Raw genomic sequence first — 23,443 nt, 5'->3', positions numbered from 1 at the left:
TGTAGCCTCCGTTCTTTAAGGTTTGAGTACAACTTTAATACAATCATCTGTTTTCGTGTCAAACATCTCATAGCCGTGCTTCGCTTCACTGAGCGGAATGACATGGCTTACAACATCGCCTGGATCAATTTTGCCGGTTGACACCAATTCAAACATATACGGCATATAGTGGATGACCGGAGCTTGTCCTGATCGGATATTGACGTTCCGCTGCATGATATCGCCAAGGGGAAACCCGTTGTATCTGCCGCCGTACACACCCGTAATCTGGATTGTTCCCCCTTTTCGCACCGCTTGGGACGCGATGACCAATGCGCTCATCGCCCCGCCCTGAAGTTTTAATCCGCTGGCGAGGAACTCGAGATCCGTCATTTTTCCGTCCATGCCGACGGCGTCAATGACAACGTCGGCGCCGCCTTTGGTGATTTCCTTCAGGTAGCTGCCTGTATTTTCGTGGTCTTCGAAGTTCACGATTTCTACTTTATTCGTCCGTTTCGCATGCTGGAGACGGTAGTTGACATAGTCTACGGCTATTACGCGTTTCGCTCCCTTTAACCAGCAGAATTTTTGAGCGAAAAGGCCCACGGGCCCGCAGCCGAGAACGATAACTGTATCGCCTTCTTTTACGCCGGCATTGTCGACGCTCCAAAAGCCGGTTGTCATCGCATCGGAAATAACACTCAGTTTCTCATCCGGTTCTTCGCATGTTTCGGGAACTTTAAAGTGGGTAAAGTTCGCAAATGGAACGCGCAAATATTCGGCCTGGCCTCCCGGATAGCCGCCGGCATTTCCTGAATAGCCGAAATAAGCGCCTATATCGCCGTTCTCATTTGATTGATCACACTGGCTTTCCAGGTGATTCTTACAATAAACGCATTCTCCGCAGGCGATATTAAAAGGAATAATGACGCGGTCGCCTTTTTTGACTTTCGTCACGCCGGGACCGGTTTCTTCCACGATGCCCATCGGTTCATGGCCGATGATGTAGTCTTCCTGCAAATTCGGGATGAGTCCGTGGATTAAATGTAAATCTGATCCGCAAATTGCCGTACTTGTGACTTTTATAATCATGTCATCGTGTTTTTCAATCTTCGGATCAGGCACGTCTTTGACAACGACGTTTTTCACTCCTTGATACGTTACGGCCTTCATGCTGTAATACCTCCAGTGTTAGTGTTCATCAGGTGTGCGGTCAAACATCCCTTTTCTGTTTGTTTCAACGGGAAACAGGTTCATGCTTCCGACCATGAGGGTATTTTTTGCAGAGAGCTGATCCAATTTATACTGTTCGCTCAAATCATGCGGGTGAAACCACTTTTTGCTGACCATCAAGTCTGTTATCTCCTGATGCATCGCGATTCCCTGCATGAGCTGTTTGCGCAGCAAAGCTCTTACATCAGGTGAAGCGGTTTCTGTTAAAGCGACGGCGGTATTTCTGGCGCCTTCTTTGGCGCGTATGAGAAAATCCATTGCGAATGTCATATCCGCAAGTTCAGGGACATGTAATGAATTGATCGGATCTAAATGGTCATGATTCAATGATGCTTACCTTCCTTTCAATTGATGATCGAAGTCGGCCGGTTTTGAGGAACGGGAGCCTGAAACGTTGCCCGTTCATAAACCGCCTGCAGATCAGCCAGGTCTTGAGAGGCTTGCTGAACGTCTTTTTCCATTAACGTTTTCAGATCCTGATCAAACACAAGCCCTTGCATGAGCTTGGATTTCGCTACACAAAGCGTCTTGAAGTTAATGATTTCATGTAAGTCCAGCGACTCGTGAGCCGCTAATTCACGCTTTTCCATAATCGTCTGAAACCTCCCTTTCTAAAAATACGTAATTAATTTCCCCTGAGAAAAGAGCTCTAGTCTTACAAATTTTGTTTGTAAGAAAAAGCGGAGAAAAAGCCTGACGGTGCATCAAAAAAAAGAGGAAGCACAATCGCTTCCTCTTGTTCACATGGAATGGCTGTTGGTGTCATGAACGTTTTTCTGATGCGCGGGCGGTTTTGCCGCGCGGGAGACGAGCCCGCTGAGCACGATGCCGATCAGTACGATGATCAGTGCTTTAACAAGGCCGAATTCTTCACCGAGCAGTCCGAGAACGGGAGGGCCGACTAAGAAGGCGCAGTAGCCGACGAAGGAGATTGCTCCGACCCGCTTAACTGCTCCTTTTGGGTCATCGCCGGCTGCGGAAAGGCCGACCGGGAAGCCGAGGGAGGCGCCGATTCCCCAAAGAAAGACGCCGATTACGGCTGCTGTGAGGTTTCCGCTGAAAATTACAAGGGAAAGTCCGATGACACTGACGGCGGTGCAGAGACGAAGAACGGGCACGCGTCCGTACCGGTCCAAAAATGCCCCGCCAAAGATGCGGGCGATCAGCATAGCGGTGAGGAAGACCCCGTAAACCGCCGTGCCTTGCGCGTGCGTCACGTGAAAACCATCCGTCATGGTGAGCGGAAGCCAGTCATTGGCCGACCCTTCTGCGAAAGCCATTCCGAGCACGATGAGCCCGATCAGCAGTGTGCGCGGCTCTGTCCAGACGTTTTCCGGCTTTTCGCTTGAGACTTCCTGCCGCCTTGAGACGGCATCTTCTTTCCCGGTGTCCTCCGGCAGAAACCGGAAGAAAGTAAAAATCAGGATAAACTCAATTCCGGCAATGAGCAGCAGGTGAACGAGCACGGGAACCTTGAATAAAATAGCGAGAGAGGAGAGTCCCGCACCTATCAATGTGCCGGCGCTGAACGATGCGTGCAATGCGGGCATCATGGTTTTCCCGGCGGCGCGTTCAAGGGCGGAACCATCTACATTAAGGACCACTTCCGCAAGTCCGTAGCCGAGCCCGAAGATGATCAGTCCGGCAAATACGATGCTTTTGAAAGCGGCAAAAACACCTGCGCTGATGACGAATATCCCGATAATGACAATCAGAACACTGATCAGAGCTGCGAATCTGGTTCCCTTCCGCGAGATGATCCGGCTGGCGCTTAACAGACCGATTAATGAGCCGCATGCAAGGCCGAAAATAATCAATCCCATCACTGAAGTCGAGGCTTTCAGCGTTTCTCTGACTTCAGGCGTGCGGGAAATCCAGGATGAGAAAGCAAGTCCGGGCAGCGAAAAAATAAAAAAAAGGGAAAGTTTCCATTTTTGAATGCCCTGTTTACTCATGAAATCAGTTCCCTCTCTGCCAAATGAAGCGGAAAACGCAGAGATTTTAATGTGATGGCAATCAATCCTTTTTGATAATAGGGCTGGATGTCATCTATGAGAATCAGCTCGGGCATGTGTTCTTTCGGGACAAAAGCGGAGCATGCTTCATAAACCTGTTCCATATCCAATCCCTTTGATAATTCTCCGATAAACGCAATGGCCTGCGGATTGATGATTGAAATCATGGCGCTTGTCATCTTAACAGCCAGTTCCGGAAAAGAATCAGGTGAATAGAGCTTTTCAAGCTGCTGCTTCCGTGTCGTTTCAAATGGAATATAAGAAATTTCTCCGGCGAATTGCGTATTGCCTTTGACTAAGCGCCCGTCTATAACGAAGCGCGCTCCCGGAGGGTTGTCTTTGACAAATGCGGCCATGGCGATGGTTTTCGGGACGGAATATTGCTGATCGCGATAAAATCCGTACAAAGCGTAATGCATCTCGTTTTCTACATTGACCTTGACAGAATGTCTGGCTTCAAGTCTTTCCTGCATCGGGATATCACACAGCTCTTCAGTGTCACAAATGCCGATGATGCCGTGGCTGACCACACCCTGAACCCCCATGCCGATCGCCTTTATATTGGGAAACCGCCTTATCCATTCGTCAGTAAGCCGTTCGATGACGTCATAATTGATGACATCATAAAAGTGGCTGTCTTTTTCAATATAGTCACCGTGCCAATCTGCCAGCGCGACGTCAATCGAATGGACGCCGCCTTCTGTTTTAACGGATATGCCGAGTACCAAATGACTGTCCGCATTTAACGTAAACTGCCTTGCTTTTCTTCCGCCTGTTGAGGCGCTCGGTTCCAGTTCCATAACTTCGCCGCGTTCTTTTAATTCATGTAAAATGTTTCCGCACGTGGCGGCGCTGAGCCCTGTTTGTTGAGAGAGAAAGGAAATGGTGGCCGCATCCGTTTTCAGCAGCGCTTCAATGATTGTTTCTTCATTCGTTTTTTTTACAATGGATGTATTATTAATGGTATTTGCCATGATTCTGCACCCCTTTATTAATCACTTTTTAAAAGACTTATTAAAAGTAGTTTAAAATATACTTACCGAATCAGTCAAGACGGGTTAACATTGTTTTCAAGCGGAGAATAAACAGAATATCCTTGCTGAAAATGGAGGCTCGACACATGAGTTCTGATAACAAAATCTATTATGAACGCGAAACGGAAGAGCTGAGGAAGAAAAACATCCGGGCGCATAGGCTTGTCCGGGAATTAAACGACGCCGATCCGGAAGCGTTTGAAACAAAAGAAGCGCTCATCAGAGAATTGTTCGGGACGGCAGGGGAAAAACCGGGCATCGAGCATAACTTTCACTGTGATATCGGAACCAATATTCATGTCGGTGATCATTTTTATGCCGGCTGTAATTGCACCATTTAGACATGGCTGACGTGCGAATAGGCGATAACTGTATGATAGGGCCGAATGTCGGGATCTATACAGCCGGGAGGAAGAAATAAAAGCGGTTACGGCATTCCGATTACGATCGGAGGCAGCTGTGTCATTTTTCGTCACCATCGGCGAAAACTCCGTCATTGCGGCCGGTACAGTCGTTACGAAAGACGTCCCGCCAAATCCCGTCATGGCCGGAAACCCGGGGAAGGTCATAAAAAAGATATGAACAAAAACAGCTTGCGAACAATCCCGCAGGCTGTTTTTTCTTTCACCCGTCATGCAGGGACAGAAGGGGAAGGTGAGAAGAAGGCACATATGGTATGATGACAAATAGAATAAAACCTCGTGAGGCCGGTCGGCTAAAAGGAAGTGGACAGAGATTGTTTGGTACAAAACATCAAGAAGACTACGTCTCCCGTGACAGACGCTCATTGCATATGCTTGCGCTTCGGGTGCCCGGTCTGGCGTTTATTTTAATGGTATATGCCGCATCAGTTTCTTTGCAGTACATTTATGAAAGCTGGACGGTTTTTTTGCAGCTGTTATTCACGATATTGATCGTCATTTTTACCGTGCTGCACTGGCATTCCCATCGCTGGGTGAAGAAAAAGACGTTTCTTTATTTCATCATACAGGGATTTATCATATATACATCGGCTAACTTGATGACCGGCGGCTATATCGCACTGGTCATCGGTCTCTATGCCTTTTTAATCGGGCAGATTATCGGAATGGCGGATAAGGGAAAAACGTTGCTCATACTCTATCTTTTCATTTTAATGTCCATAACAGCCCTGCATCAGGAGCATCCGCATCATCTGCTGCGTTTCATCGTTATCGCCGCTCCCATCATGATCGTGATTATCACGTATGCGGCCACATTTTTCGCGCAAGTTGATGAAAAAATAAAAACACAGATGACGCTTGAAAAATTAGAGCTCGCTCACCGGCAAGTGAAACAGCTGACGCTTCAGAATGAAAGACAGCGGATGGCGAGAGACTTACACGATACGCTTGCCCAAGGATTGGTCAGCTTGCACATGCAGCTTGAAGCGGTGCAAGTTCATCTTTCGAAAGATAACACTGACAGAGCGAAAGACATCATCAGCCAGTCAATGGACAGAGTGAAGGGCACATTGGCTGATGCGCGCTCGGCCATTGATAACCTTCGCAGTAAATCAGAAGAGATCGGTTTCTTAAAAGAAAGCATCACTGAACAAATCAACCATTTTACAGAAGCCTCCGGGCTGTCTTGTTTTTTAGATTACAGCGTGCATCATGTGCTTGACGTTCATACGGCGGAGAATTGCCATTACATGATCGGAGAAGGCCTGACAAACGCCGCCAAGCATGCAGAAGCAAAGAATGTCTGGGTGTCCGTTCGGGAAGAAGAGAGACAGATCCGCATAACCGTCAAAGATGACGGGAAAGGCTTTGATGCCGGAACAGAAATGAGAAAAAGCGGACATTACGGGCTGCTTGGGATACAAGAACGCGTCAATATGATGAACGGTACTTTCCGTATAACAAGCGCCAGATCAGCGGGGACTCAAATTGAGATCATCATACCAATTCAGGGAGAGGCGGAACATGTATAAAGTGTTAATAGCAGATGACCATCTTGTCGTCAGAGAAGGTCTGAAGCTTTTGATAGAAACAAATGACCATTACACCATAACGGGAGAAGCGGAAAACGGGAAAACCGCCGTCCGCCTCGCAGAGGAACTAAAGCCCGATGTCATTCTCATGGATCTGTACATGCCGGAAATGAGCGGGCTGGAAGCCATTAAACAGATAAAAGAGCATTCTGATGTGCCGATCATTATTTTGACGACCTATAATGAAGATCATCTGATGATAGAAGGCATCGAATCAGGCGCGAACGGTTATCTGCTGAAGGACACAAGCTCAGAAACCTTATTTCATACGATGGATGCGGCAGTCAGGGGAGAAGTGCTTCTGCAGCCGGACATCTTGCGGCGTTTCCGGGAAATGAAAATGGAACGGGCAAATGCCAATGAAACACAGCTGACGGACAAGGAAATCATAGTTCTGCAAGCCGTTGCGCAAGGACATAAAAGCAAAGCGATCGCCTTCGATTTAGGAATCTCAGAGCGGACGGTAAAAGCGAGATTAACATCAATTTATAACAAATTAGGCGCTGATTCGCGGACGGAAGCCGTCACCATTGCCATGCAAAAAGGCATTCTGAAACTGAATATATAATGAAAAACTGCCCAAACGTACATGCCCCTATGTACGTTTTTTTTATGTGAATGTGAACTACAATTAGGCAGAAAGTAATGATTGGAGAGGAGTATTCGATGTCTGGTTTTTTATATAAATTAGGGGGATGGTCTGCCCGCAATCGATTAAAAATGATCAGTGCGTGGCTCGTGATACTGATCGCTTCGATTGTGATCGCCATCTCGTTAAAACCTGCTTTTTCTGAGGATATGTCAATTCCCGACACACCTTCTGAAAAGGCGATGGATATGATTCAAAAAGAATTTTCAAAGGGTCCCGATAAAGGAAGCATACGGGTTATTTTCGGAGCTGAAGACGGGAAGAAATTGACGTCAAAACCGGAAAAACAAGCGATTGAAGAGACATTAAAGAAGATCAAAACAGATCATTCAGTCGCTTCGATTGCAAGTCCTTTTGAGACAGGAACCATTTCTAAAGACGGATCAGTAGCATATGCCGATATTACGTACAAAAAAGCGGCGGATGACATTACGGATGCGTCTGTTTCACATATTAAACACAGTCTGTCCGCCGCAGGAGACAAAGGTCTGCAGACGGAGCTCAGCGGCGATGTGCCGGGGGCCGGTGTTGAAATCGGCGGTGTATCTGAAATTGTCGGCGTTGTGCTGGCATTCGTCGTACTGGCTATTACGTTTGGTTCATTAGTCATAGCGGGGCTTCCGATTGTCACGGCCCTGATTGGGTTAGGCGTAAGCGTCGCGCTGACGTTAATCGGGACACAGTTCTTTACGATAGCCTCGGTCAGTCTCTCATTATCCGGAATGATCGGACTGGCCGTCGGGATTGATTATGCGCTGTTTATCTTTACGAAGCATCGTCAGTTTTTGGGCGAAGGTGTACAAAAAAATGAATCGATCGCTAAAGCCGCGGGAACGGCTGGCAGCGCCGTCGTTTTTGCGGGACTGACCGTGATCGTCGCGCTTTGCGGATTGACCGTTGTCGGCATTCCGTTCATGTCTGCCATGGGATTGACTGCGGCACTCAGTGTGCTGATGGCTGTATTGGCATCAGTAACGCTGGTTCCTGCGGTGTTGTCAATCGTGGGAAAACGGATGATTCCGAAATCAAACAAGAAGAAAGAAAAGAAAAGCGCCGACACGAATGCCTGGGGGCGCTTCGTTACAAAGAAGCCTATTCTGTTAAGCATTTTCAGCATTATTCTTTTAGCCGTCATCAGTCTGCCGGCCATGCATTTAGAGCTGGGGCTGCCTGATGCGGGAATGAAAGCGAAAGACAGCCCGGATCGCCGCGCCTATGATCTTTTGTCTAAAGGATTCGGCGAGGGCTTTAACGGCAAGCTGACAATTGTTGCCGATGCAAAAGGGGTCAAGGGGAACAAAAGTGAAGCATTTCAAGACGCCGTGAACGAAATGAAGGACTTGCACAATGTGGCGAGCGTCACACCGGCCATGCCGAACGAAAAAGGGGACTATGCCATTATTACGGCAGTGCCTGAAACCGGGCCGAATGATAAGGCAACGAAAGAGTTAGTGCAGGATATACGGAAACGATCAGACAAAAACGGCATCCGCCTGCTCGTCACCGGGTCAACCGCGGTGAACATTGATATTTCAGATCGGTTAAACGATGCCATTCCGGAATTCGCCATTCTCATTGTCGGGTTTGCGTTTGTATTGCTGACCGTTGTTTTCCGCTCGCTTCTCGTGCCCCTTGCCGCCGTCGTCGGCTTTTTGCTGACGATGACCGCTACACTCGGCTTATCGGTATTCGTTCTGCAGGATGGGAATTTCACCGGCTTGCTCAGCATTCCGGAAAAAGGCCCGATTCTCGCCTTCCTGCCTATTTTAGCGATCGGTATTCTTTTCGGACTGGCGATGGATTATCAAGTATTCCTTGTCAGCAGAATGAGAGAAGAATATGTCAAAACAAAAAATCCGGTACAAGCCATCCATGCCGGATTGAAACATAGCGGACCTGTCGTAACAGCGGCGGGACTGATCATGATTTTCGTCTTTGCGGGATTCATCTTTGCGGGAGAAGCTACGATCAAATCCATGGGCTTGGCAATGACCTTCGGTGTTCTTTTTGATGCGTTCATTGTAAGAATGACCATTATTCCGAGTGTCATGAAGCTGATGGGACATGCGGCCTGGTACTTGCCGAAGTGGCTGGATAAGATCATTCCGAATGTGGATATCGAAGGCCATAAGCTGACACAAGGCAAAACACCGGAGAAACCGGAAGAATAAAATGAAAAAGCAGATCGTTATGATCTGCTTTTTTTATGTGCTGATCGCATTCATGAAAAGAGAAAAAAGCTTTTTCATGTCTTCATGTTTTTTTGTCAGCATTTCGGGATGCCATTGCACGCCGACGACAAATAATTCACCCGTCCGTTCAATCGCTTCAATGGCCCCGTCTTTCGCATAAGCCGCGGCTTTAAACGAAGGCGCCGTCTCTTTTATGATCTGGTGATGGAATGAATTCACCCGCGCTGAATCGCCAAACAAAGAATGGAGACGTGTCCCTTTTTCAAAGGAAACATGATGGGTTTTTAACGGCGGGTCTTTTTCTTGGTCATGCTTAATGTCAGCAAACGAAGCGTGTGTTAGATCCTGATATAAAGTTCCCCCGTAAGTGACGTTTAACATATGCATCCCCCGGCAGATGGCCAGAATCGGCTTTTCTAAAGCAACCGCCGTGAGAATCAGCTCCTTCTCGTAGGCGTCCCGATCAGGAAAGGTCTTTCTTAAAGCCTGTAAAGGTTCTTCGCCGTAAAACAGCGGGTCTATGTCCTGGCCGCCGGACAGAATGATCCCGTCAACATGAGAGACCTGTTCCTTTACAAGCGCCGTCTCTTGAATCACCGGCAGTATAAACGGCACACCGCCGGCCTCAGAAACAGACTGAATATAATCATTATTGACATATGCCCGATTATAACCCGGGAAAGGACCGGATTGATCAGCCATAATGTTTCCCGTAATTCCGATGCGTTTGGCCATTCTTTGCCCCCCTGAACCATGCTCATAATAAATCTGAACGTAGGTTGTACAAATCAGTTTGAAATTATTCTTCATGATACGTGAACTTTCAAAAAAAAAACCCGTGACAATCACGGGCTTTTACATTCATTTCAATTTCTTGATTTCTTCCGTCAGCTCTTTGAATTTTTGATCAAGCTCACGATATTGTTTATCAGCCGGAGTCATGAAGCTGAGTTTTCCGAGGACTTCCTGCCGTTCGGTTTCAAGCTTTAATCGCAGTTCTTCAGCATCGTCCCTGACGGAGGGAGATTCTTTCCATTGTTTTCGGACGCTGCCATTTGAGATATCAAGCCGGATGTCCGTCGTCTTTTCGAGAAAGTAGCGATCATGAGATACGATGATAAGCGTTCCGTCGTATCGGGCCAAAGTGTCTTCAAGCTGCTCGCGTGACGGCAGATCAAGGTGGTTTGTCGGCTCATCCAGAATCAGCACATCTTTCTCCTCCAGAATAAACGCCATCAGTTTGCATTTGACCCGCTCTCCCATGCTCATCTTGCCGATGGGTTCCGTCCATTGCGCTGCGGTAAATCCTAAATGCTTCATGAGGGATTGCACATTGCCCCTTGCTTCGAACGTTTCTTTGTAAAAAAGCTGTTCGGGGGTTTTATCAAGCGGAAGGTCGAATACTTCCTGGGTTAAATATCCGACATTTGCAGACGGAGATATCCATATGCCGCCCTGCGCTTTTTCCTGACCGAGGATGACCTTCAATAATGTTGTTTTCCCGCTGCCGTTCGGGCCTGTAATCGCGATCTTTTCACCGTGCATCACAGTGAAATTCACGTTTTTGAAAAGCGTTCGGCCGTCATATGACTTTGTGACATCCCTTACTTCTAAAAAACGCTTTCCCGCTTTTTTGCGGTGCTCAATGGAAAAACGGACTTCATACTCCGCTTCAACCGGTTCTGCTTTCACTTTTTCAAGCTCTTTTTCAAGACGCTTCTGCTTTGATTTAATCTGGGCGTCCGTGCGTTTTGCTTTTACACGATGGTATTCTTTAAAGCCTTCTATTTTCGTTGATTGGGCGTGGGCTTTTTTCGACCAGGCGCTCAGCTCGTTCATTTGAGCTTCAATCCGTCTGATCATATTTTGCTGATTCTCATATTCCCGCTGCTGTGTCAGCCTTCTCTGTTTGCGGACCTCCATATAGCTTGAATAATTCCCTTTATGTTCAATGAGTTTCTTTCCTTCGATGGCCCAGATTTTTGTCGCCGCTGCATCTATAAAAGCACGATCATGCGAAACGAAAATAATGGTGCCTTTGTAATTCTTGATCTGATTCAGCAGTATTTCTAAACTGTGCTGATCGAGGTGGTTCGTCGGCTCATCTAATAACAAAAGGCTGCTTGAGGAGGAGAAACCTTTGGCAAGACGGGCTTTCAGTTTTTCTCCGCCGCTCAATTGCGAAAAGGCGCGTGCGGGCACGTTCCACTTTTCTAACAAGGCTGCCTCCGCAGGCTCCGGATGGCCGGAATCATAAGCTTCCGTTTCTTGTTCCACCATATATATGTTCACATCTTGCATCATCTGAATCTGTCCTTGTGACGGCGCTTTTTGATTGCAGATCAATTGCAGCAATAACGATTTGCCGGCGCCGTTTTTACCGATAACGCCGATGATGTCACCTTGCTGAACGCTCGCGCTGATCTGTTCAAAAAGGGGAACGCTGTTGATTTCATAACTGATGCCGCTTATTTTTAACATTTCTTTCATATGTCAATCCCTCGCTTTAAAGGGAGGACAAAAAAATCCTCCCAATTGATTTGGAAGGATTAGCCGTACCTGTGCATGATCAAATAAGCTATTTTCACATAGCTTTCGTATCGTATAGAAAATGGGCAGACTAATCCTATTTTTTCTGATTTGAAATATTTGATTTCAAACGGTCAAAATAAGATTAGTTAATCATTGTCCACCCATCATCCCTTCGTATTTGTTACAAACAGTGTAGCACACACTTATCTGTAAAAGCAAAGGGTATAAGCCTTTTTATTCCAGATTGGAGACTTCCCACTCTTCTTCTAAAACGGCATAATAATATTCATCCCACCATTCATTATCATGGGGGATGCATTTTTTAAAAAAGCCTTCCCGTCTCATCCCGATCTTTTCCATCACCCGGTGCGAAGCCGTGTTTTCCGGCTGACATGTCGCAATGATCCGGTGTAATTTCATCTTGTTAAACCCGAATGCCAGCACGGCGCGCGCCGCCTCTGAAGCATATCCTTTGCCCTGATATTCCGGGTGAAACACCCAGCCGATTTCATACGTATGATCGCCAAAATACTGAAAAAAAGCAATGTGGCCAATGACCGTTTTCTCATCCTTCAATAAAACGGGAAACTTCCCGGCATGTTCACCGCTGTTTTCAGTAACGAATTTCCTGGCATCATCTTCGGTAAAGACACCCTCTGGTATATATTTCATGACATTCGGATTTGATGTGTACGCATAGACATCCTGCCAATCTTCCGGTTCAAATGTCCGAATGACGAGCCTGTCAGTTTTGATATTCATTTTTTATGTTCCTCCATCAAAAAGGTTTCATTTACTACTTCGATTGAAAGATGTAAAAACCTTTGAGCGGGGAAGAGCCGAATAAAAAAAGCCTGCAGCTATACACTGCAGGCGGTTATTTTTCATTTGCGGCGGCGGGCAGGTTTGTAAACCCGAATTGCCCTCCGACAGCTTCTTTTACTTCATGAATAACGATAAATGATTTCGGGTCAATTTTTTGAACATGTTTTTTGATTTTCAGCAATTCGTTCTTTTTAATGACGACATAGATAATGCGCTTGTCTTTGCTGCCGTAATACCCGTATCCGTAAAAAATCGTCGCCGCGTTGCCGTACTCAGAGGTGATGGCTTTGGCGATTTCTTCGTATTGGTCAGACATAATGGTGAGGGCTTTTTTATTATGGAAACCCTCAATGACAATATCGACGATTTTGGCGCACAGATATACGAATATAAACGTATACAGCATGTGATTGATGCCGATCGCTAAAACGGATGCGAAAATGATGACACAATCCATATAAAACATGCTTTTCGAGATGTTAAAGCCCTTTGTGTAATTCAATAAATACGCCAAAAGCGTGGTCCCGCCGGTAGATCCGTCAGCGATAAAGATCAATGCCAGCCCCGCTCCCATCAGCAGAGCGCCGAATACAATCCCGAGCACCATGTCGTGCACGCCGAACGGAATAAAGCTGACGACGCTGAGAAAAACAGAAGTCATCCCCGTACCGAGTATCGTGTATAAAATCGTTTTTTTTGTTAAAAATTTATAAGCCAGCCCGATAAAAATCAAATTTACAACCAGAGTCGTAATACTTGCAGGTATATGGAAAAGATAATATAACACGAGAGCGATTCCCACGGTGCTGCCGTCCCCTAAATGATTCGGGATGACGAAAAATTCCACGGACGCCGCAATAAGAAAGGCTCCGGCCATAATCATCAGTATATCCTTGCAAATGTTCTTCATGTGCAAACCTCCTCTGCAGTCAAAAATATATAAAAAACAAAAACGCCTCAAAAATTATCCAGCAGAACTAAATAATTTTTAAGACGAATCATTCACAATCTCGTTTGTTCATTCAGTAAAGAATGATCAGCTTCAATATCGAAGATTATATAGACACCTTCACATCTTGTCAATGCCGTGAAAATTGATTTTTCTGCAGTGTATATGAGGTTTAAATCAAGTTAAAACGAGGAATTATATCAGAAGAGTTTTCATTTCTGCTCTATCAATAAGAGAAATGTAATGAAAGACAACGAAGAAGGGATGATGACATTGGAACGAATTTTTATCAGTCCGGCCAAATACGTGCAGGGAAAAAACGCCATTGAAACGATCGGCGGACATCTGGAGGGCGTTGGTGAAAAAGCCGTCGTCATTGCGGACAAAACCGTATGGGATATCGCGGGCCACAAGGTGACGGCTGAATTAAAGAAAAGCAATATTTCTTCTGAAGAGGCGGTTTTCAACGGCGAAGCCTCCCAGGAAGAAATGAAAAGAATTGCCGGCATCGCAGAAAAAGCAGGCGCGACTATTGTCATCGGAGTCGGCGGCGGTAAAACGCTTGATACCGCCAAAGCCGTATCAGATGAAATAAACGGCTACACCGTTATCGTGCCGACGGCCGCTTCAACGGATGCTCCGACAAGCGGGCTGTCTGTCGTATATTCTGAACAAGGCGCGTTCGAAAACTATCGTTTCTATCATAAGAATCCTGACTTGGTTCTGGTCGATACGAAAATCGTCGCGGAAGCTCCGCCGCGCTTTTTAGCATCAGGGATTGCCGATGCGATGGCGACGTGGATAGAGGCGCGCAGTGTCATCGCCAATGGCGGTAAAACGATGGCAGGCGGAATTCCTACCATCGCCGGAGAAGCTATCGCGGAAAAATGTGAAGCGGTGTTATTCAAATACGGCCGTCTCGCTTATGAGTCTGTGAAAGCGAAAGCCGTTACGCCCGCATTGGAAGCGGTGGTTGAAGCCAATACACTTCTGAGCGGACTGGGATTTGAAAGCGGCGGCTTAGCTGCGGCACATGCCATTCATAACGGATTTACCGCGCTTGAAGGTGAAATCCATCACTTGACCCACGGTGAAAAAGTGGCATTCGGCACGCTCGTTCAATTGGCGCTGGAAAAACGTTCGCTTGAGGAAATTGAGCGGTATATCGCGTTTTATATCAGCTTGGGGCTGCCTGTCACACTTGAAGACATCAAATTGAAAGACGCATCTAAAGAGGACATTATGAAAGTGGCAGAAGCCGCGACGATTGAAGAAGAAACGATTCATGCCGCTTTTGACGTGACGGCTGACGACGTGGCGGATGCCATTATAGCGGCTGATCAATACGCAAAAGCATTTAAAGAAAAACACGCGTAAAACCTTTTACCGCGTGACCCGGAACCAAGGGCTGTTACAGCCCTTGGTTTTTTTGTGCCCTTTGAAAACTTTTAAAAATAAAGAAAAAATTATGATACAATATACAAATGTTTTGAGAGATTGACAAAGGAAAGGTGGGAACGATATGCTGCATAATCCGACCGGTAAGGAGCGGCTTGCGCTTGCTTTTCTTCTCGGCATGCTTGCGATACTGGGGCCGCTCAATATAGATATGTATCTGCCGAGTTTCCCTGAAATCGCTGAAGATTTAAGCGCCCGCGCATCGCTTGTCCAGCTCAGTTTAACCGCATGTCTGATCGGGCTGACAATCGGACAGGTTGTTGTCGGCCCGTTAAGTGACGCGAAGGGAAGAAGAAAACCGTTATTACTATGTATTTTTTTATTTGCGTTGTTTTCTCTGTTTTGCGCACTTGCACCGAACATTGCAACACTAGTGATTGCCCGTTTTCTTCAAGGGTTCACCGCTTCGGCAGGACTCGTTTTATCCCGTGCAATCGTCAGAGATGTGTTTACGGGAAGAGAGCTTTCTAAATTTTTCTCGCTGCTGATGGTCATTACCGCCGTCGCGCCGATGGTGGCGCCGATGACGGGAGGCGCGATTTTACTGCTTCCGTTTGCATCATGGCATACGATTTTTCTCTTTTTAACGTTTATCGGTTTTTTGCTTGTAATCATCATTGCGCTCAAGCTGACAGAAACCCTGCCGCCGGAAAAGCGGATTCCGAGCTCCATCGGAAATTCCGTGCGGACAATGGGAAGCCTGCTGAAGGATCGGTCATTTATCGGCTATGCGCTGACGGTCGGTTTTATTCACGGCGGGAGCTTTGCGTATGTCTCCGGAACGCCTTTCGTGTATCAGGATATTTACGGAGTAACGCCTCAGGTATTCAGTGTTTTATTCGGCATAAACGGTCTGGCGATCATTACCGGAAGCTTTATCATCGGGCGTTTCGGCGGGATCATTCACGAAAAAAGCCTGCTGAGAATCGGCGTGATTACAGCGATGACGGCGACTGCCGTTCTGCTCGTCATGACAATCATTCACGGGCCGCTGGCGGCACTGGTGATTTCCATTTTTATTTATATGATTACGATCGGCATGACGCTGACAAGCACCTTTACATTGGCGATGGAAAAGCAGGGACACCGCGCGGGAAGCGCAAGCGCACTGCTCGGCATGCTTCCGCTTCTTCTCGGTTCCATCGTGTCGCCGCTTGTGGGGATGAATGAAGCGACGGCCGTGCCGATGGGGGCAATAATGTTCACGACATCCGTTATCGGTTCCATCGCTTTTTTCGCCTTAACAACAAAACCGGAGAAAGCAAAAAAGGAGTGAAATGATTCACTCCTTTTTTTGATGCCCGCTATTCATATTTCTTCAGCACGATCGCCGAATTATGCCCCCCAAAGCCGAATGAGTTGGAAAGGCCGATCGTTAACGATTGCTGGCGGGGTCCGTCTGCTACATAGTCCAAATCACATGCCGAATCAGGGTGCTGCAGATTGATCGTCGGCGGAATGATGCCGTGTCTCAGGCTTTCTGTCAGAGCGATGGCTTCAACGCCGCCTGCCGCGCCAAGCATGTGGCCGAGCATTGATTTGTTGGCCGTAACCGGAATGTCATAGGCAAGCTCCCCGAATAATGTCTTGATGGCCAATGTTTCAGAAAGATCTCCGGCTTTTGTGCTTGTCGCATGAGCGCTTACGACATCAATGTCTTCCGCTGAAACGTTCGCCTTTTTCAAAGCGTTTTTCATCGCCAGGTATGCGCCCGTTCCTTCCGGATGGGAGGCTACCATATGATAGGCGTCAGAGCTTGCGCCGTAGCCGAGCACCTCACAGAGGATCGGGGCGTTTCTGCCGATTGCGCTATCCAATGATTCCAATACTAAGATGCCCGCGCCTTCACTCATGACAAACCCATCGCGATCCGCGTCAAACGGCCGGCTTGCCGCGGCGGGGTCTTCGTTTCTCGCTGACAGCGCGTGGGCATTGCCGAAGCTGGCTAATGACAAATTCGTAATCGCCGCTTCCGCTCCCCCGGCAAACATGATATCTGCGTCATCATTCCGAATGGCGTTGAAAGCTTCCCCGATCGACGTATTGCCGATGGAACACGCGGTGACGGGAGAAAGTGAGGGGCCGAGCGCGCCTAATCTGATGCTGATTTGAGCGGCGGCCGCGTTTGAGATCATCATGGGGACAAGGCTCGGGCTCACTTTTCGCGCTCCCCGTTCATTTAAAGTATGAACGTTATCAATCAAAGTCGTGATGCCGCCGATTCCCGAGCCGACGTACACGCCGAGGCGTTCACGGTCAATCTGATCGAGCTGAATCCCGGAGCTTTCAAGCGCCTGTTCCGCTGCCGCTAAAGCAAACTGGCTGAAACGGTCAAGCCGTCTCGCTTCTTTTCTGCCCCATCTTTCTTCTGCGTCAAAATCACGGACGGTGCCGGCTATTTTTGTCTTTGAATCGGAGACATCAAACGAATCGATGAAAGAGATTCCCGATTTTCCTTCCGTCAGGTGTTTCCAAAATGTATGCACATCATTGCCGAGAGGTGAAATCACTCCCATTCCGGTGATCACAACTCTTTTCATGGTCATTCCTCCTTCGGTATGTATTTATTGTAACTCGCAATTATCCTATTACAAGTTGTTGATTATCCTAGTATAATGAATACCAGGGTAAGAGAGGAGAGATTCGGTATGATACCAGAAGGAAGATTGCAGGCGCTTTCAGAGTTTTTAAAAACGCAGCGGGCCAAAATTTCTCCGCAGATGGCCGGGCTGCCGATGGGCACACGGAGAAGAACGCCCGGACTCCGAAGAGAAGAGGTCGCGCAATTAGCCGGCGTAAGCACCACGTGGTATACGTGGCTGGAGCAGGGCAGAGATATTAAAGTGTCCGCAGCCGTATTGGACGCCGTTTCCGATGCGCTGCAGCTCAACAAAGATGAGAGAAATTATTTATACGCGCTTGCCATTGAGGAGGGCGTGAAGCAGCCGTTTACCGCGGAGGAAGAAGCGGTTATCAGCCCGTCGCTTTCAAAAATCCTGCAGGAGCTCCGTTATTGTCCCACCATTATCTCGGACAGGCGGTGTCATATCGTAGGATGGAACCAGGCCGCGGCTCACGTGTTTTTAGATTTTGAACAAATTCCTCCTGAAAAACGGAATCTCATAGAGCTATTGTTTTCCAGAAAAGAATTAAGAAGTTTAGCCGTGAACTGGGAGCACTTTGTGAAAGGATTCATCGCCATTTTCAGAACGTATTACGGCCAGTATGTAGCTGATACGTGGTATTCTCAGTTTATAGAAGAAATGGAGAAAACGTATTCGGAATTTCATACGCTGTGGAATGAGAGCGAAGTCAGCTCGGCACCCGAAGTATTAATTGAGTTCCGCCACGCGAAGGCGGGAAAAATGGTCTTTAACCTGACTTCATTTCAGGTTCAGGGCAACAGTGATCTGCGCTGCAGTGTGTATACGCCGGTAGATCATACCGAAACGGAAGCAAAGCTGAAAAAGCTCTTCGAAAACAGGTGAAGAACAGAAAAAAACGGGAGGCGGCCGCCTCCCGTTTCAGTTTAAAATAAAAGCATGAGACCGGCGATGGCCGGTGTTAAAAAGATGGCTGATTTCAGAATGACTTTCGGCACGAGGTTGGTGAATTTCGCTCCGACATATGCGCCGCACATCGTTCCGATCAGCACTTTGACCAACAGCATATAATCGACAAATCCTTCCGTCACATAACCGAGTCCTCCGCCGACCGCAAGCGGGATAATGACAAGCATGGTGGTGCCGACCGACTGGCGGATAGATAAGCGCAAAAGAATCATTAAGCCGATTTGGATGAAAGGGGCAGAGCCGATCCCGAATGTTCCGGACAAGATTCCTGCGATGACACCGAGTACAACGGCTTTCACCCATATGTTCAGATTGCTTTGCCGTCCGGAATCTTCATGTGTTTCTTTTACAATAAATAACCGGACTAAAATAAGCAGAGCAGATAAAAACAGCATGCCCGCCGTCAAGTAATGCAGCAAATCTGCGGGGATAAGGGAAGTAAGCCTTGCCCCGAAAAACGAACCGAATGCCGCAAAAACGCCGACGATGAGACCGATTTTCATCTGAATATTGCCTTCACGGTAGTGGCTGAAAGCCCCAGATAAACTTGTGAAAGCCATTCCGGCAAGGGAGGTGCCCAACGCCGTATGAATCGGTACGTGAAACAGTATAGTTAAAAGTGCAATGACAAAACCGGCTCCCCCGGCGCCGATAAACCCGAGAATAATCCCGAGAAGAAACATAACGAGTATAATAAGCACAATCTTCTCCTCCATTTAGATGCCTGATCACCATGTTCCGCTCCGCTGTATCAGGTTTTAATAATCGACCGTAGTCCGTCGACCGTCGTCTAATATCTTTATGTTACCTCAAATTTAAGGTATTGGCAAGAAGCCGAATCGCTTTTATACAGAGGGTTTACAGCTCTTTCACCATCACTTTTTCCCCGTTTGAGTCCAGCTCTCCATTGAATAAGAAGCCGAATTTTTGATAAAGCCGCAATGCGTGGACGTTATCTTCAAACAGGCTTAAATAAATCCGTCTGCAATCATATATTCGAACGAGATGGCGGATAAGGGCATCAAGCAACAGCTTGCCCAATCCCCGTCCCTGATAACGTTCATCAATAAAAAAACGGTCAAGCCACACTCTGCCGTTTTCATTTTCCTCATCATATTCCGGAAACCATCCGTACATGGCAAAGCCGACCAATTCCCCGTTAACATAAAGACCGGCCGGCTGATAATGCCGGCAATCCTCAGCATCTTGTAAGCACTCTTCCGCGGTTTCAATAAATGAAGTCTGGCTTTCCCTTACATGAAGCGCCAGTATATCGGCACGGTTTTCTTCCGTGACTGTTCTGATTTCAATCGTCATACTTGAGACTCCTCTTCCGCTTTTTTTGAGACGGTAAAGCTTTCATTGCGTAAGCCATTTGTGAATCAGCCTTCTCTCGGATACAATGATCATCATAAAGGATATGGTTACCGTATAGTCAAGGAGGCATTATGAGCGAAGACGTCAGAAAATACTTCACAACGGGTGAATTTGCAAAACTGTGCCACGTAAAAAAACAAACCCTGTTCCATTATGACGAGATCGGCCTGCTTTCTCCGGAAATCAAAAAAGCGAACGGATACAGATACTATTCCTATCATCAATTCGAACTGTTCCAGGTCATCGGCCTGTTTAAGGAGGTCGGCGTGCCCTTGAAGCAGATCAAACCGCTCTTAACAGACAAAACTCCTGAGGGTATCATCACGCTTTTAAAAGAGAAATCTTCAGAAATCGAAAGCAAAATCAAAAAGCTGGAGCACCTGCAAAGGATGATTCAGACAAAGGTGAAGCTGACCGAACAAGCCTTGGAGACAGACTTTTCCTCCGTCTCATTGCAGCGATTAGATGAAGAGACACTTATGATAGGACGACCCGTACTCCATTTGCCAGAACGGCAATACACTGCCGCCATTTCCGAATTGATCCGTTATATGCGGGTACATGAGCTCGATCAGGGGCATCCGGTCGGCGGACTGTTTGCGCGGGAGCAGATTCTGAAAAAAGAATTCTACAACTACACCCATTTTTATATGAAGACAGAAGAAGGCATAGAGAATAGAGACCTCCATATCAAGCCGAAAGGGCTTTATGCCGTCGGGTACCAAATAGGGGATGAAGCGGAAGCGGCTTACCGCAGCATCATGCAGTTTATTGAAGAGTATGGGCTGGAAATGGGCGATTATGCATATGAAGAATATATGCTTGATGAGGTTGTGGCGGACGGGTTTGACAATCAGATCACAAGAATCCAGCTGCAAGTCCGCAATCCATAAAGCCGATGCCGCCGTTCATTTACGTCTTTTAACAAACCTTGTATAATGAGAAAAATCAGATTGCAATTGAGGTGAAACACGATATGTTTCTAGCGCCCTTATTTGAACATGATGTACCGGCAGCACTTCTCCGCCCTTAATGGAGGAAAGTGACTGCGCTTCTCTCCGTTAGGGCATATAACGTGACCTAATATGATAACGGAGGGTGCATCAAATTGAAAAATACATTGTTCGGTTCGATTTATTTGGCATTGGCCGCCAGTATCTGGGGCGGTATGTATGTCGTTGTAAAAGTTGTGGTAGCGGTCATTCCGCCGCTTGAACTGGTATGGCTGAGATATGCGGTGGCGCTTCTTTCGCTTTTGATTCTCAGTTTGTTTACACGCCAATCCTGGAAAGTTCATAAACGTGATTTATTACTGATCGCTGCGATCGGATTGATCGGCAACACGATTTCGATCGTCACGCAGGAAATCGGCACGAAATTATCAACCGCGCAGATGGGTGCGATTATTACGGCATCCACTCCCGCATTTATGGTTGTATTTGCCCGGCTGATGTTGAAAGAGCGGTTAACGCTGAAAAAAGGAATATCGACAGGGCTGGCGACGATCGGAGTATTGCTCATTGTGGGGAACGGAGATCTCGATATGTCGAGCCAGCTCGGCGGTCTCTCGCTTCTGGCTGCGGCGCTGACATGGGCTTTGATGTCCGTGCTGATGAAACGGGTTCCCGGCCATTACTCACCGCTTGTCGTCACAACGTATTCCATTTGCGTCGCATTTGTCATCCTGACCCCGTTTACAGCGGGCCCGCTTCAGGAGATTCCTTTGTCTCAGCTTGCCCGGCCTGAGATATGGGGCGGACTTTTATATTTGGGTGTGATCTCAACCGCCTGCGCGTTCATGCTTTGGAATCGCGGATTGCAATTGCTGAATGCGGCAAGCGGCGGTCTGTTTTTCTTCTTTCAGCCGCTTTCCGGGACATTGCTCGGCTGGCTGCTGCTGGGAGAGACGATCGGAGGAACCTTCTGGATCGGGGCGGCCCTTATTGTTTCAGGCGTCGTTCTCGTCATGAAAGAAAAATAGAAAATGAAAAAAAGCCATTCAGCAAATGAATGGCTTTTTTCTGTTTTCCCGGCAGGATTCGCCCCTCCATAAACAGAAAACAAGGAGCAGAAACGGATCATGGGCACCGGTACTCTCAAGGTGCAATACCCGGACCCTCAGGGTTTCGTCAATTAACATAACGGGCGGTGAAAAAATGGAGCCAAAATGGCTTGAATGGGCAAAACAGCTTCAATCCGCGGCGCAAGCGGGGCTGGCTTATTCCAAAGACATATATGATATTGAGAGATTTGAAGAAATAAGAAAAATAAGCGTGGATATCATGGCGCATCATACCGGCATCGACAAAAGAATCATTAAAGACGTATTCGCCGGTGACACGGGCTATCCCACTCCGAAAGTTGATATCAGAGCGGCAGTTTTTAAAGATCAGAGCATATTAATGGTAAGAGAGAAAAGCGACGGCAGATGGGCGCTGCCGGGCGGATGGGCTGATATCGGGATTTCTCCGGGCGAGACCGCTGTCAAAGAAGTAAAAGAGGAGTCGGGAATCGACGTAAAGCCCGTTAAACTGTTAGCTGTAATGGATAAGAAATGCCATTCCCATCCGCCGTCCGCCGTCCACGTTTACAAAGTGTTTATCAAATGCGAGATCATCGGCGGCCGGCTCAGGGAGGGAACGGAAACAAGCGCGGCCGGCTTTTTTGCGGAAACGGAACTGCCGCCGCTATCTGAAGCCCGCAATACGGAAAGTCAGATTGAAAGGATGTTTGCATATCTCAAACATCCGGACGAACCCGTTTATTTTGATTAAGGCAGCAATCAGAAAGAAAAGGGGGCCCGATTATAATGGAGGATTCAATTAAACAGCAGGCGCAGCGGCAATTTGCCAAAAACGCCGCGAAATATGTGACTAGTCCAGGACACGCCGCAGGAGAGGATTTGGCGTATCTCGTTTCAGCTTCCGGTGCCGAAAAGCATATGAACGTGCTGGATATCGCGACGGGAGGCGGACATACGGCTAACGCTCTCGCTCCTCTCGTACGCTCTGTTATCGCATATGACCTCACGGAAGAAATGTTAGCAGCCGCTGAAGCATTTATAACCGGAAACGGATGGACGAACGTGTCATTCGAAAATGGCGATGCTGAAAAGATGCCGTTTTCCGATGCTGCTTTCGATATCGTCACATGCAGAATCGCGGCGCATCATTTTCCCGATGTCAGAGCCTTTGTTCATGAAGCGTTTCGGGTTGTCAAACCGGGCGGCAGACTGCTTCTCATTGACAATACCGCACCTGAAAAGGATGAATATGACCATTTTTATAATGACATTGAAAAGAAACGGGATCAGAGCCACTTTCGGGCGTGGAAAAAAACAGAATGGCTCCGTTTTCTGGAGACAGCCGGCTTCCGGATTGAATCCGCTGTCTGCTTTTTGAAACCATTTCAATTTACCGTCTGGTGTGAACGGGCAGGCCTGACTGAAGAGAAAGCCGCATTACTGGAAAAACAGATGCTGGATGCTCCTCGTGATATACAGCGGTTTTTTTCTGTAGAAAAGGATCAATCAGGCCGTATTGCGGGCTTCACAGGTGAATCGGCCTGTTTCTGCGCGGTCCGTCCCGTCTGAGACGAAAAAAACCGCTGTGCAG

24 protein-coding genes are annotated in these 23,443 nt (G+C 47.4%); 12 read left to right on the top strand and 12 right to left on the bottom strand.

From position 1 onward, the window contains the following. Positions 1–15: 15 nt before the first annotated feature. The 5 genes from AR442_RS01790 to AR442_RS01770 all read right to left on the bottom strand — a co-directional run bounded on the left by AR442_RS01790 (position 16) and on the right by AR442_RS01770 (position 4,201). Positions 16–1,152 carry a zinc-dependent alcohol dehydrogenase gene (locus tag AR442_RS01790; protein ID WP_014417028.1) on the bottom strand — a complete coding sequence of 379 codons (1,137 nt, stop codon included), beginning with the start codon at positions 1,150–1,152 and terminating at the stop codon, positions 16–18. Positions 1,153–1,170: 18 nt separating this feature from the next. Beyond that, a complete protein-coding gene (locus tag AR442_RS01785; protein ID WP_021495034.1) occupies positions 1,171–1,539 on the bottom strand; it encodes a spore coat protein in 369 nt (122 codons plus the stop codon). 17 nt (positions 1,540–1,556) lie between these two features. Continuing rightward, positions 1,557–1,802, bottom strand: a complete 246-nt coding sequence (locus AR442_RS01780; RefSeq protein WP_007409324.1) for a hypothetical protein — start codon at positions 1,800–1,802, stop codon at positions 1,557–1,559. 150 nt (positions 1,803–1,952) lie between these two features. Beyond that, positions 1,953–3,167 carry an MFS transporter gene (locus tag AR442_RS01775; RefSeq protein ID WP_053285504.1) on the bottom strand — a complete coding sequence of 405 codons (1,215 nt, stop codon included), beginning with the start codon at positions 3,165–3,167 and terminating at the stop codon, positions 1,953–1,955. Further along, positions 3,164–4,201 carry an ROK family protein gene (locus AR442_RS01770; protein ID WP_014417031.1) on the bottom strand — a complete coding sequence of 346 codons (1,038 nt, stop codon included), beginning with the start codon at positions 4,199–4,201 and terminating at the stop codon, positions 3,164–3,166. Before AR442_RS01770 ends, AR442_RS01775 begins: the two co-directional genes overlap by 4 nt. Positions 4,202–4,347: 146 nt before the next feature. On the opposite strand from AR442_RS01770, the gene AR442_RS20775 reads away from it, so the two are divergent. The 5 genes from AR442_RS20775 (at position 4,348) to AR442_RS01750 (ending at position 9,095) form a co-directional block, all read left to right on the top strand. Next, the gene (locus tag AR442_RS20775; protein ID WP_014417032.1) at positions 4,348–4,602 is read left to right on the top strand and encodes a maltose acetyltransferase domain-containing protein; all 255 of its coding nucleotides are present in this window, start codon (positions 4,348–4,350) and stop codon (positions 4,600–4,602) included. Between the two features lie 118 nt (positions 4,603–4,720). Continuing rightward, a complete protein-coding gene (locus AR442_RS20955; RefSeq protein WP_014417033.1) occupies positions 4,721–4,843 on the top strand; it encodes a maltose O-acetyltransferase in 123 nt (40 codons plus the stop codon). 154 nt (positions 4,844–4,997) lie between these two features. Further along, on the top strand, positions 4,998–6,215 hold the full coding sequence (locus AR442_RS01760; protein ID WP_079891268.1) for a sensor histidine kinase: 1,218 nt from the start codon (positions 4,998–5,000) through the stop codon (positions 6,213–6,215). Next, positions 6,208–6,843 (top strand): two-component system response regulator YdfI, encoded by a 636-nt coding sequence (gene ydfI, locus AR442_RS01755; protein ID WP_053285505.1) that lies wholly within the window; start codon positions 6,208–6,210, stop codon positions 6,841–6,843. Before AR442_RS01760 ends, ydfI begins: the two co-directional genes overlap by 8 nt. Before the next feature lie 98 nt (positions 6,844–6,941). Then, positions 6,942–9,095 carry an MMPL family transporter gene (locus AR442_RS01750; RefSeq protein WP_053285506.1) on the top strand — a complete coding sequence of 718 codons (2,154 nt, stop codon included), beginning with the start codon at positions 6,942–6,944 and terminating at the stop codon, positions 9,093–9,095. A 33-nt stretch (positions 9,096–9,128) separates the two neighbouring features. Here AR442_RS01750 and AR442_RS01745 read toward each other — a convergent pair whose 3' ends face one another. The 4 genes from AR442_RS01745 to AR442_RS01730 form a co-directional block, all read right to left on the bottom strand. Further along, positions 9,129–9,851: a gamma-glutamyl-gamma-aminobutyrate hydrolase family protein gene (locus tag AR442_RS01745; RefSeq protein ID WP_014417037.1), complete on the bottom strand. Its 723-nt coding sequence runs from the start codon at positions 9,849–9,851 to the stop codon at positions 9,129–9,131. 126 nt (positions 9,852–9,977) lie between these two features. Continuing rightward, entirely contained in the window at positions 9,978–11,606 is a 1,629-nt protein-coding gene (abc-f, locus tag AR442_RS01740) for a ribosomal protection-like ABC-F family protein (protein WP_014417038.1), read from the bottom strand. Between the two features lie 276 nt (positions 11,607–11,882). Next, a complete protein-coding gene (locus AR442_RS01735) occupies positions 11,883–12,410 on the bottom strand; it encodes a GNAT family N-acetyltransferase (RefSeq protein WP_014417039.1) in 528 nt (175 codons plus the stop codon). Between the two features lie 115 nt (positions 12,411–12,525). Beyond that, positions 12,526–13,383 carry a YitT family protein gene (locus tag AR442_RS01730; RefSeq protein WP_014417040.1) on the bottom strand — a complete coding sequence of 286 codons (858 nt, stop codon included), beginning with the start codon at positions 13,381–13,383 and terminating at the stop codon, positions 12,526–12,528. Between the two features lie 282 nt (positions 13,384–13,665). Here AR442_RS01730 and AR442_RS01725 point away from each other — a divergent pair, with 282 nt between their 5' ends. Beyond that, a complete protein-coding gene (locus AR442_RS01725; protein WP_014417041.1) occupies positions 13,666–14,799 on the top strand; it encodes a glycerol dehydrogenase in 1,134 nt (377 codons plus the stop codon). A 145-nt stretch (positions 14,800–14,944) separates the two neighbouring features. Next, positions 14,945–16,156, top strand: coding sequence for a Bcr/CflA family efflux MFS transporter (locus tag AR442_RS01720; protein ID WP_014417042.1), 1,212 nt, complete (start codon positions 14,945–14,947; stop codon positions 16,154–16,156). A 28-nt stretch (positions 16,157–16,184) separates the two neighbouring features. Here AR442_RS01720 and fabF read toward each other — a convergent pair whose 3' ends face one another. Continuing rightward, entirely contained in the window at positions 16,185–17,420 is a 1,236-nt protein-coding gene (gene fabF / locus AR442_RS01715; protein ID WP_014417043.1) for a beta-ketoacyl-ACP synthase II, read from the bottom strand. 108 nt (positions 17,421–17,528) lie between these two features. Here fabF and AR442_RS01710 point away from each other — a divergent pair, with 108 nt between their 5' ends. Next, a complete protein-coding gene (locus tag AR442_RS01710; protein WP_014417044.1) occupies positions 17,529–18,368 on the top strand; it encodes a helix-turn-helix transcriptional regulator in 840 nt (279 codons plus the stop codon). A gap of 41 nt (positions 18,369–18,409) precedes the next feature. Here the strand turns inward: AR442_RS01710 and AR442_RS01705 are convergent, their stop codons facing one another. Both AR442_RS01705 and AR442_RS01700 read right to left on the bottom strand, forming a co-directional pair. Further along, positions 18,410–19,153: a sulfite exporter TauE/SafE family protein gene (locus AR442_RS01705; RefSeq protein ID WP_021495024.1), complete on the bottom strand. Its 744-nt coding sequence runs from the start codon at positions 19,151–19,153 to the stop codon at positions 18,410–18,412. 157 nt (positions 19,154–19,310) lie between these two features. Further along, the gene (locus tag AR442_RS01700; RefSeq protein WP_014417046.1) at positions 19,311–19,769 is read right to left on the bottom strand and encodes a GNAT family N-acetyltransferase; all 459 of its coding nucleotides are present in this window, start codon (positions 19,767–19,769) and stop codon (positions 19,311–19,313) included. 131 nt (positions 19,770–19,900) lie between these two features. Between AR442_RS01700 and AR442_RS01695 the strand changes: the two genes are divergently transcribed. From AR442_RS01695 to AR442_RS01680, 4 genes are all read left to right on the top strand, one after another. Next, the gene (locus tag AR442_RS01695) at positions 19,901–20,722 is read left to right on the top strand and encodes a MerR family transcriptional regulator (RefSeq protein ID WP_053285507.1); all 822 of its coding nucleotides are present in this window, start codon (positions 19,901–19,903) and stop codon (positions 20,720–20,722) included. A gap of 215 nt (positions 20,723–20,937) precedes the next feature. After that, the gene (locus tag AR442_RS01690) at positions 20,938–21,810 is read left to right on the top strand and encodes a DMT family transporter (RefSeq protein ID WP_044803011.1); all 873 of its coding nucleotides are present in this window, start codon (positions 20,938–20,940) and stop codon (positions 21,808–21,810) included. 175 nt (positions 21,811–21,985) lie between these two features. After that, on the top strand, positions 21,986–22,603 hold the full coding sequence (locus AR442_RS01685) for an NUDIX hydrolase (protein ID WP_014417049.1): 618 nt from the start codon (positions 21,986–21,988) through the stop codon (positions 22,601–22,603). Between the two features lie 35 nt (positions 22,604–22,638). Next, positions 22,639–23,421 (top strand): class I SAM-dependent methyltransferase, encoded by a 783-nt coding sequence (locus AR442_RS01680; protein ID WP_014417050.1) that lies wholly within the window; start codon positions 22,639–22,641, stop codon positions 23,419–23,421. Positions 23,422–23,443: the final 22 nt, after the last annotated feature.

It is taken from the genome of Bacillus velezensis (assembly GCF_001461825.1).
GTDB classification, from domain to species: Bacteria; Bacillota; Bacilli; order Bacillales; family Bacillaceae; genus Bacillus; species Bacillus velezensis.
Note: the sequence above shows the minus strand (reverse complement) of the source record. Positions and strands in the feature narration are given on the sequence as shown.

What these genes read in the sequence shown, in the direction of transcription:
- AR442_RS01695 (WP_053285507.1), top strand. Translation starts at nt 19,901, where the DNA reads ATGAGCGAAGACGTCAGAAAATACTTCACAACGGGTGAATTTGCAAAA.
- fabF (WP_014417043.1), bottom strand. Translation starts at nt 17,420, where the DNA reads ATGAAAAGAGTTGTGATCACCGGAATGGGAGTGATTTCACCTCTCGGC.
- AR442_RS01720 (WP_014417042.1), top strand. Translation starts at nt 14,945, where the DNA reads ATGCTGCATAATCCGACCGGTAAGGAGCGGCTTGCGCTTGCTTTTCTT.
- AR442_RS01700 (WP_014417046.1), bottom strand. Translation starts at nt 19,769, where the DNA reads ATGACGATTGAAATCAGAACAGTCACGGAAGAAAACCGTGCCGATATA.
- AR442_RS01710 (WP_014417044.1), top strand. Translation starts at nt 17,529, where the DNA reads ATGATACCAGAAGGAAGATTGCAGGCGCTTTCAGAGTTTTTAAAAACG.
- AR442_RS01780 (WP_007409324.1), bottom strand. Translation starts at nt 1,802, where the DNA reads ATGGAAAAGCGTGAATTAGCGGCTCACGAGTCGCTGGACTTACATGAA.
- AR442_RS01775 (WP_053285504.1), bottom strand. Translation starts at nt 3,167, where the DNA reads ATGAGTAAACAGGGCATTCAAAAATGGAAACTTTCCCTTTTTTTTATT.
- AR442_RS01685 (WP_014417049.1), top strand. Translation starts at nt 21,986, where the DNA reads ATGGAGCCAAAATGGCTTGAATGGGCAAAACAGCTTCAATCCGCGGCG.
- AR442_RS01745 (WP_014417037.1), bottom strand. Translation starts at nt 9,851, where the DNA reads ATGGCCAAACGCATCGGAATTACGGGAAACATTATGGCTGATCAATCC.
- AR442_RS01725 (WP_014417041.1), top strand. Translation starts at nt 13,666, where the DNA reads ATGAAAGACAACGAAGAAGGGATGATGACATTGGAACGAATTTTTATC.
- AR442_RS01770 (WP_014417031.1), bottom strand. Translation starts at nt 4,201, where the DNA reads ATGGCAAATACCATTAATAATACATCCATTGTAAAAAAAACGAATGAA.
- abc-f (WP_014417038.1), bottom strand. Translation starts at nt 11,606, where the DNA reads ATGAAAGAAATGTTAAAAATAAGCGGCATCAGTTATGAAATCAACAGC.
- AR442_RS01790 (WP_014417028.1), bottom strand. Translation starts at nt 1,152, where the DNA reads ATGAAGGCCGTAACGTATCAAGGAGTGAAAAACGTCGTTGTCAAAGAC.
- AR442_RS01730 (WP_014417040.1), bottom strand. Translation starts at nt 13,383, where the DNA reads ATGAAGAACATTTGCAAGGATATACTGATGATTATGGCCGGAGCCTTT.
- ydfI (WP_053285505.1), top strand. Translation starts at nt 6,208, where the DNA reads ATGTATAAAGTGTTAATAGCAGATGACCATCTTGTCGTCAGAGAAGGT.
- AR442_RS01735 (WP_014417039.1), bottom strand. Translation starts at nt 12,410, where the DNA reads ATGAATATCAAAACTGACAGGCTCGTCATTCGGACATTTGAACCGGAA.
- AR442_RS01750 (WP_053285506.1), top strand. Translation starts at nt 6,942, where the DNA reads ATGTCTGGTTTTTTATATAAATTAGGGGGATGGTCTGCCCGCAATCGA.
- AR442_RS20775 (WP_014417032.1), top strand. Translation starts at nt 4,348, where the DNA reads ATGAGTTCTGATAACAAAATCTATTATGAACGCGAAACGGAAGAGCTG.
- AR442_RS01680 (WP_014417050.1), top strand. Translation starts at nt 22,639, where the DNA reads ATGGAGGATTCAATTAAACAGCAGGCGCAGCGGCAATTTGCCAAAAAC.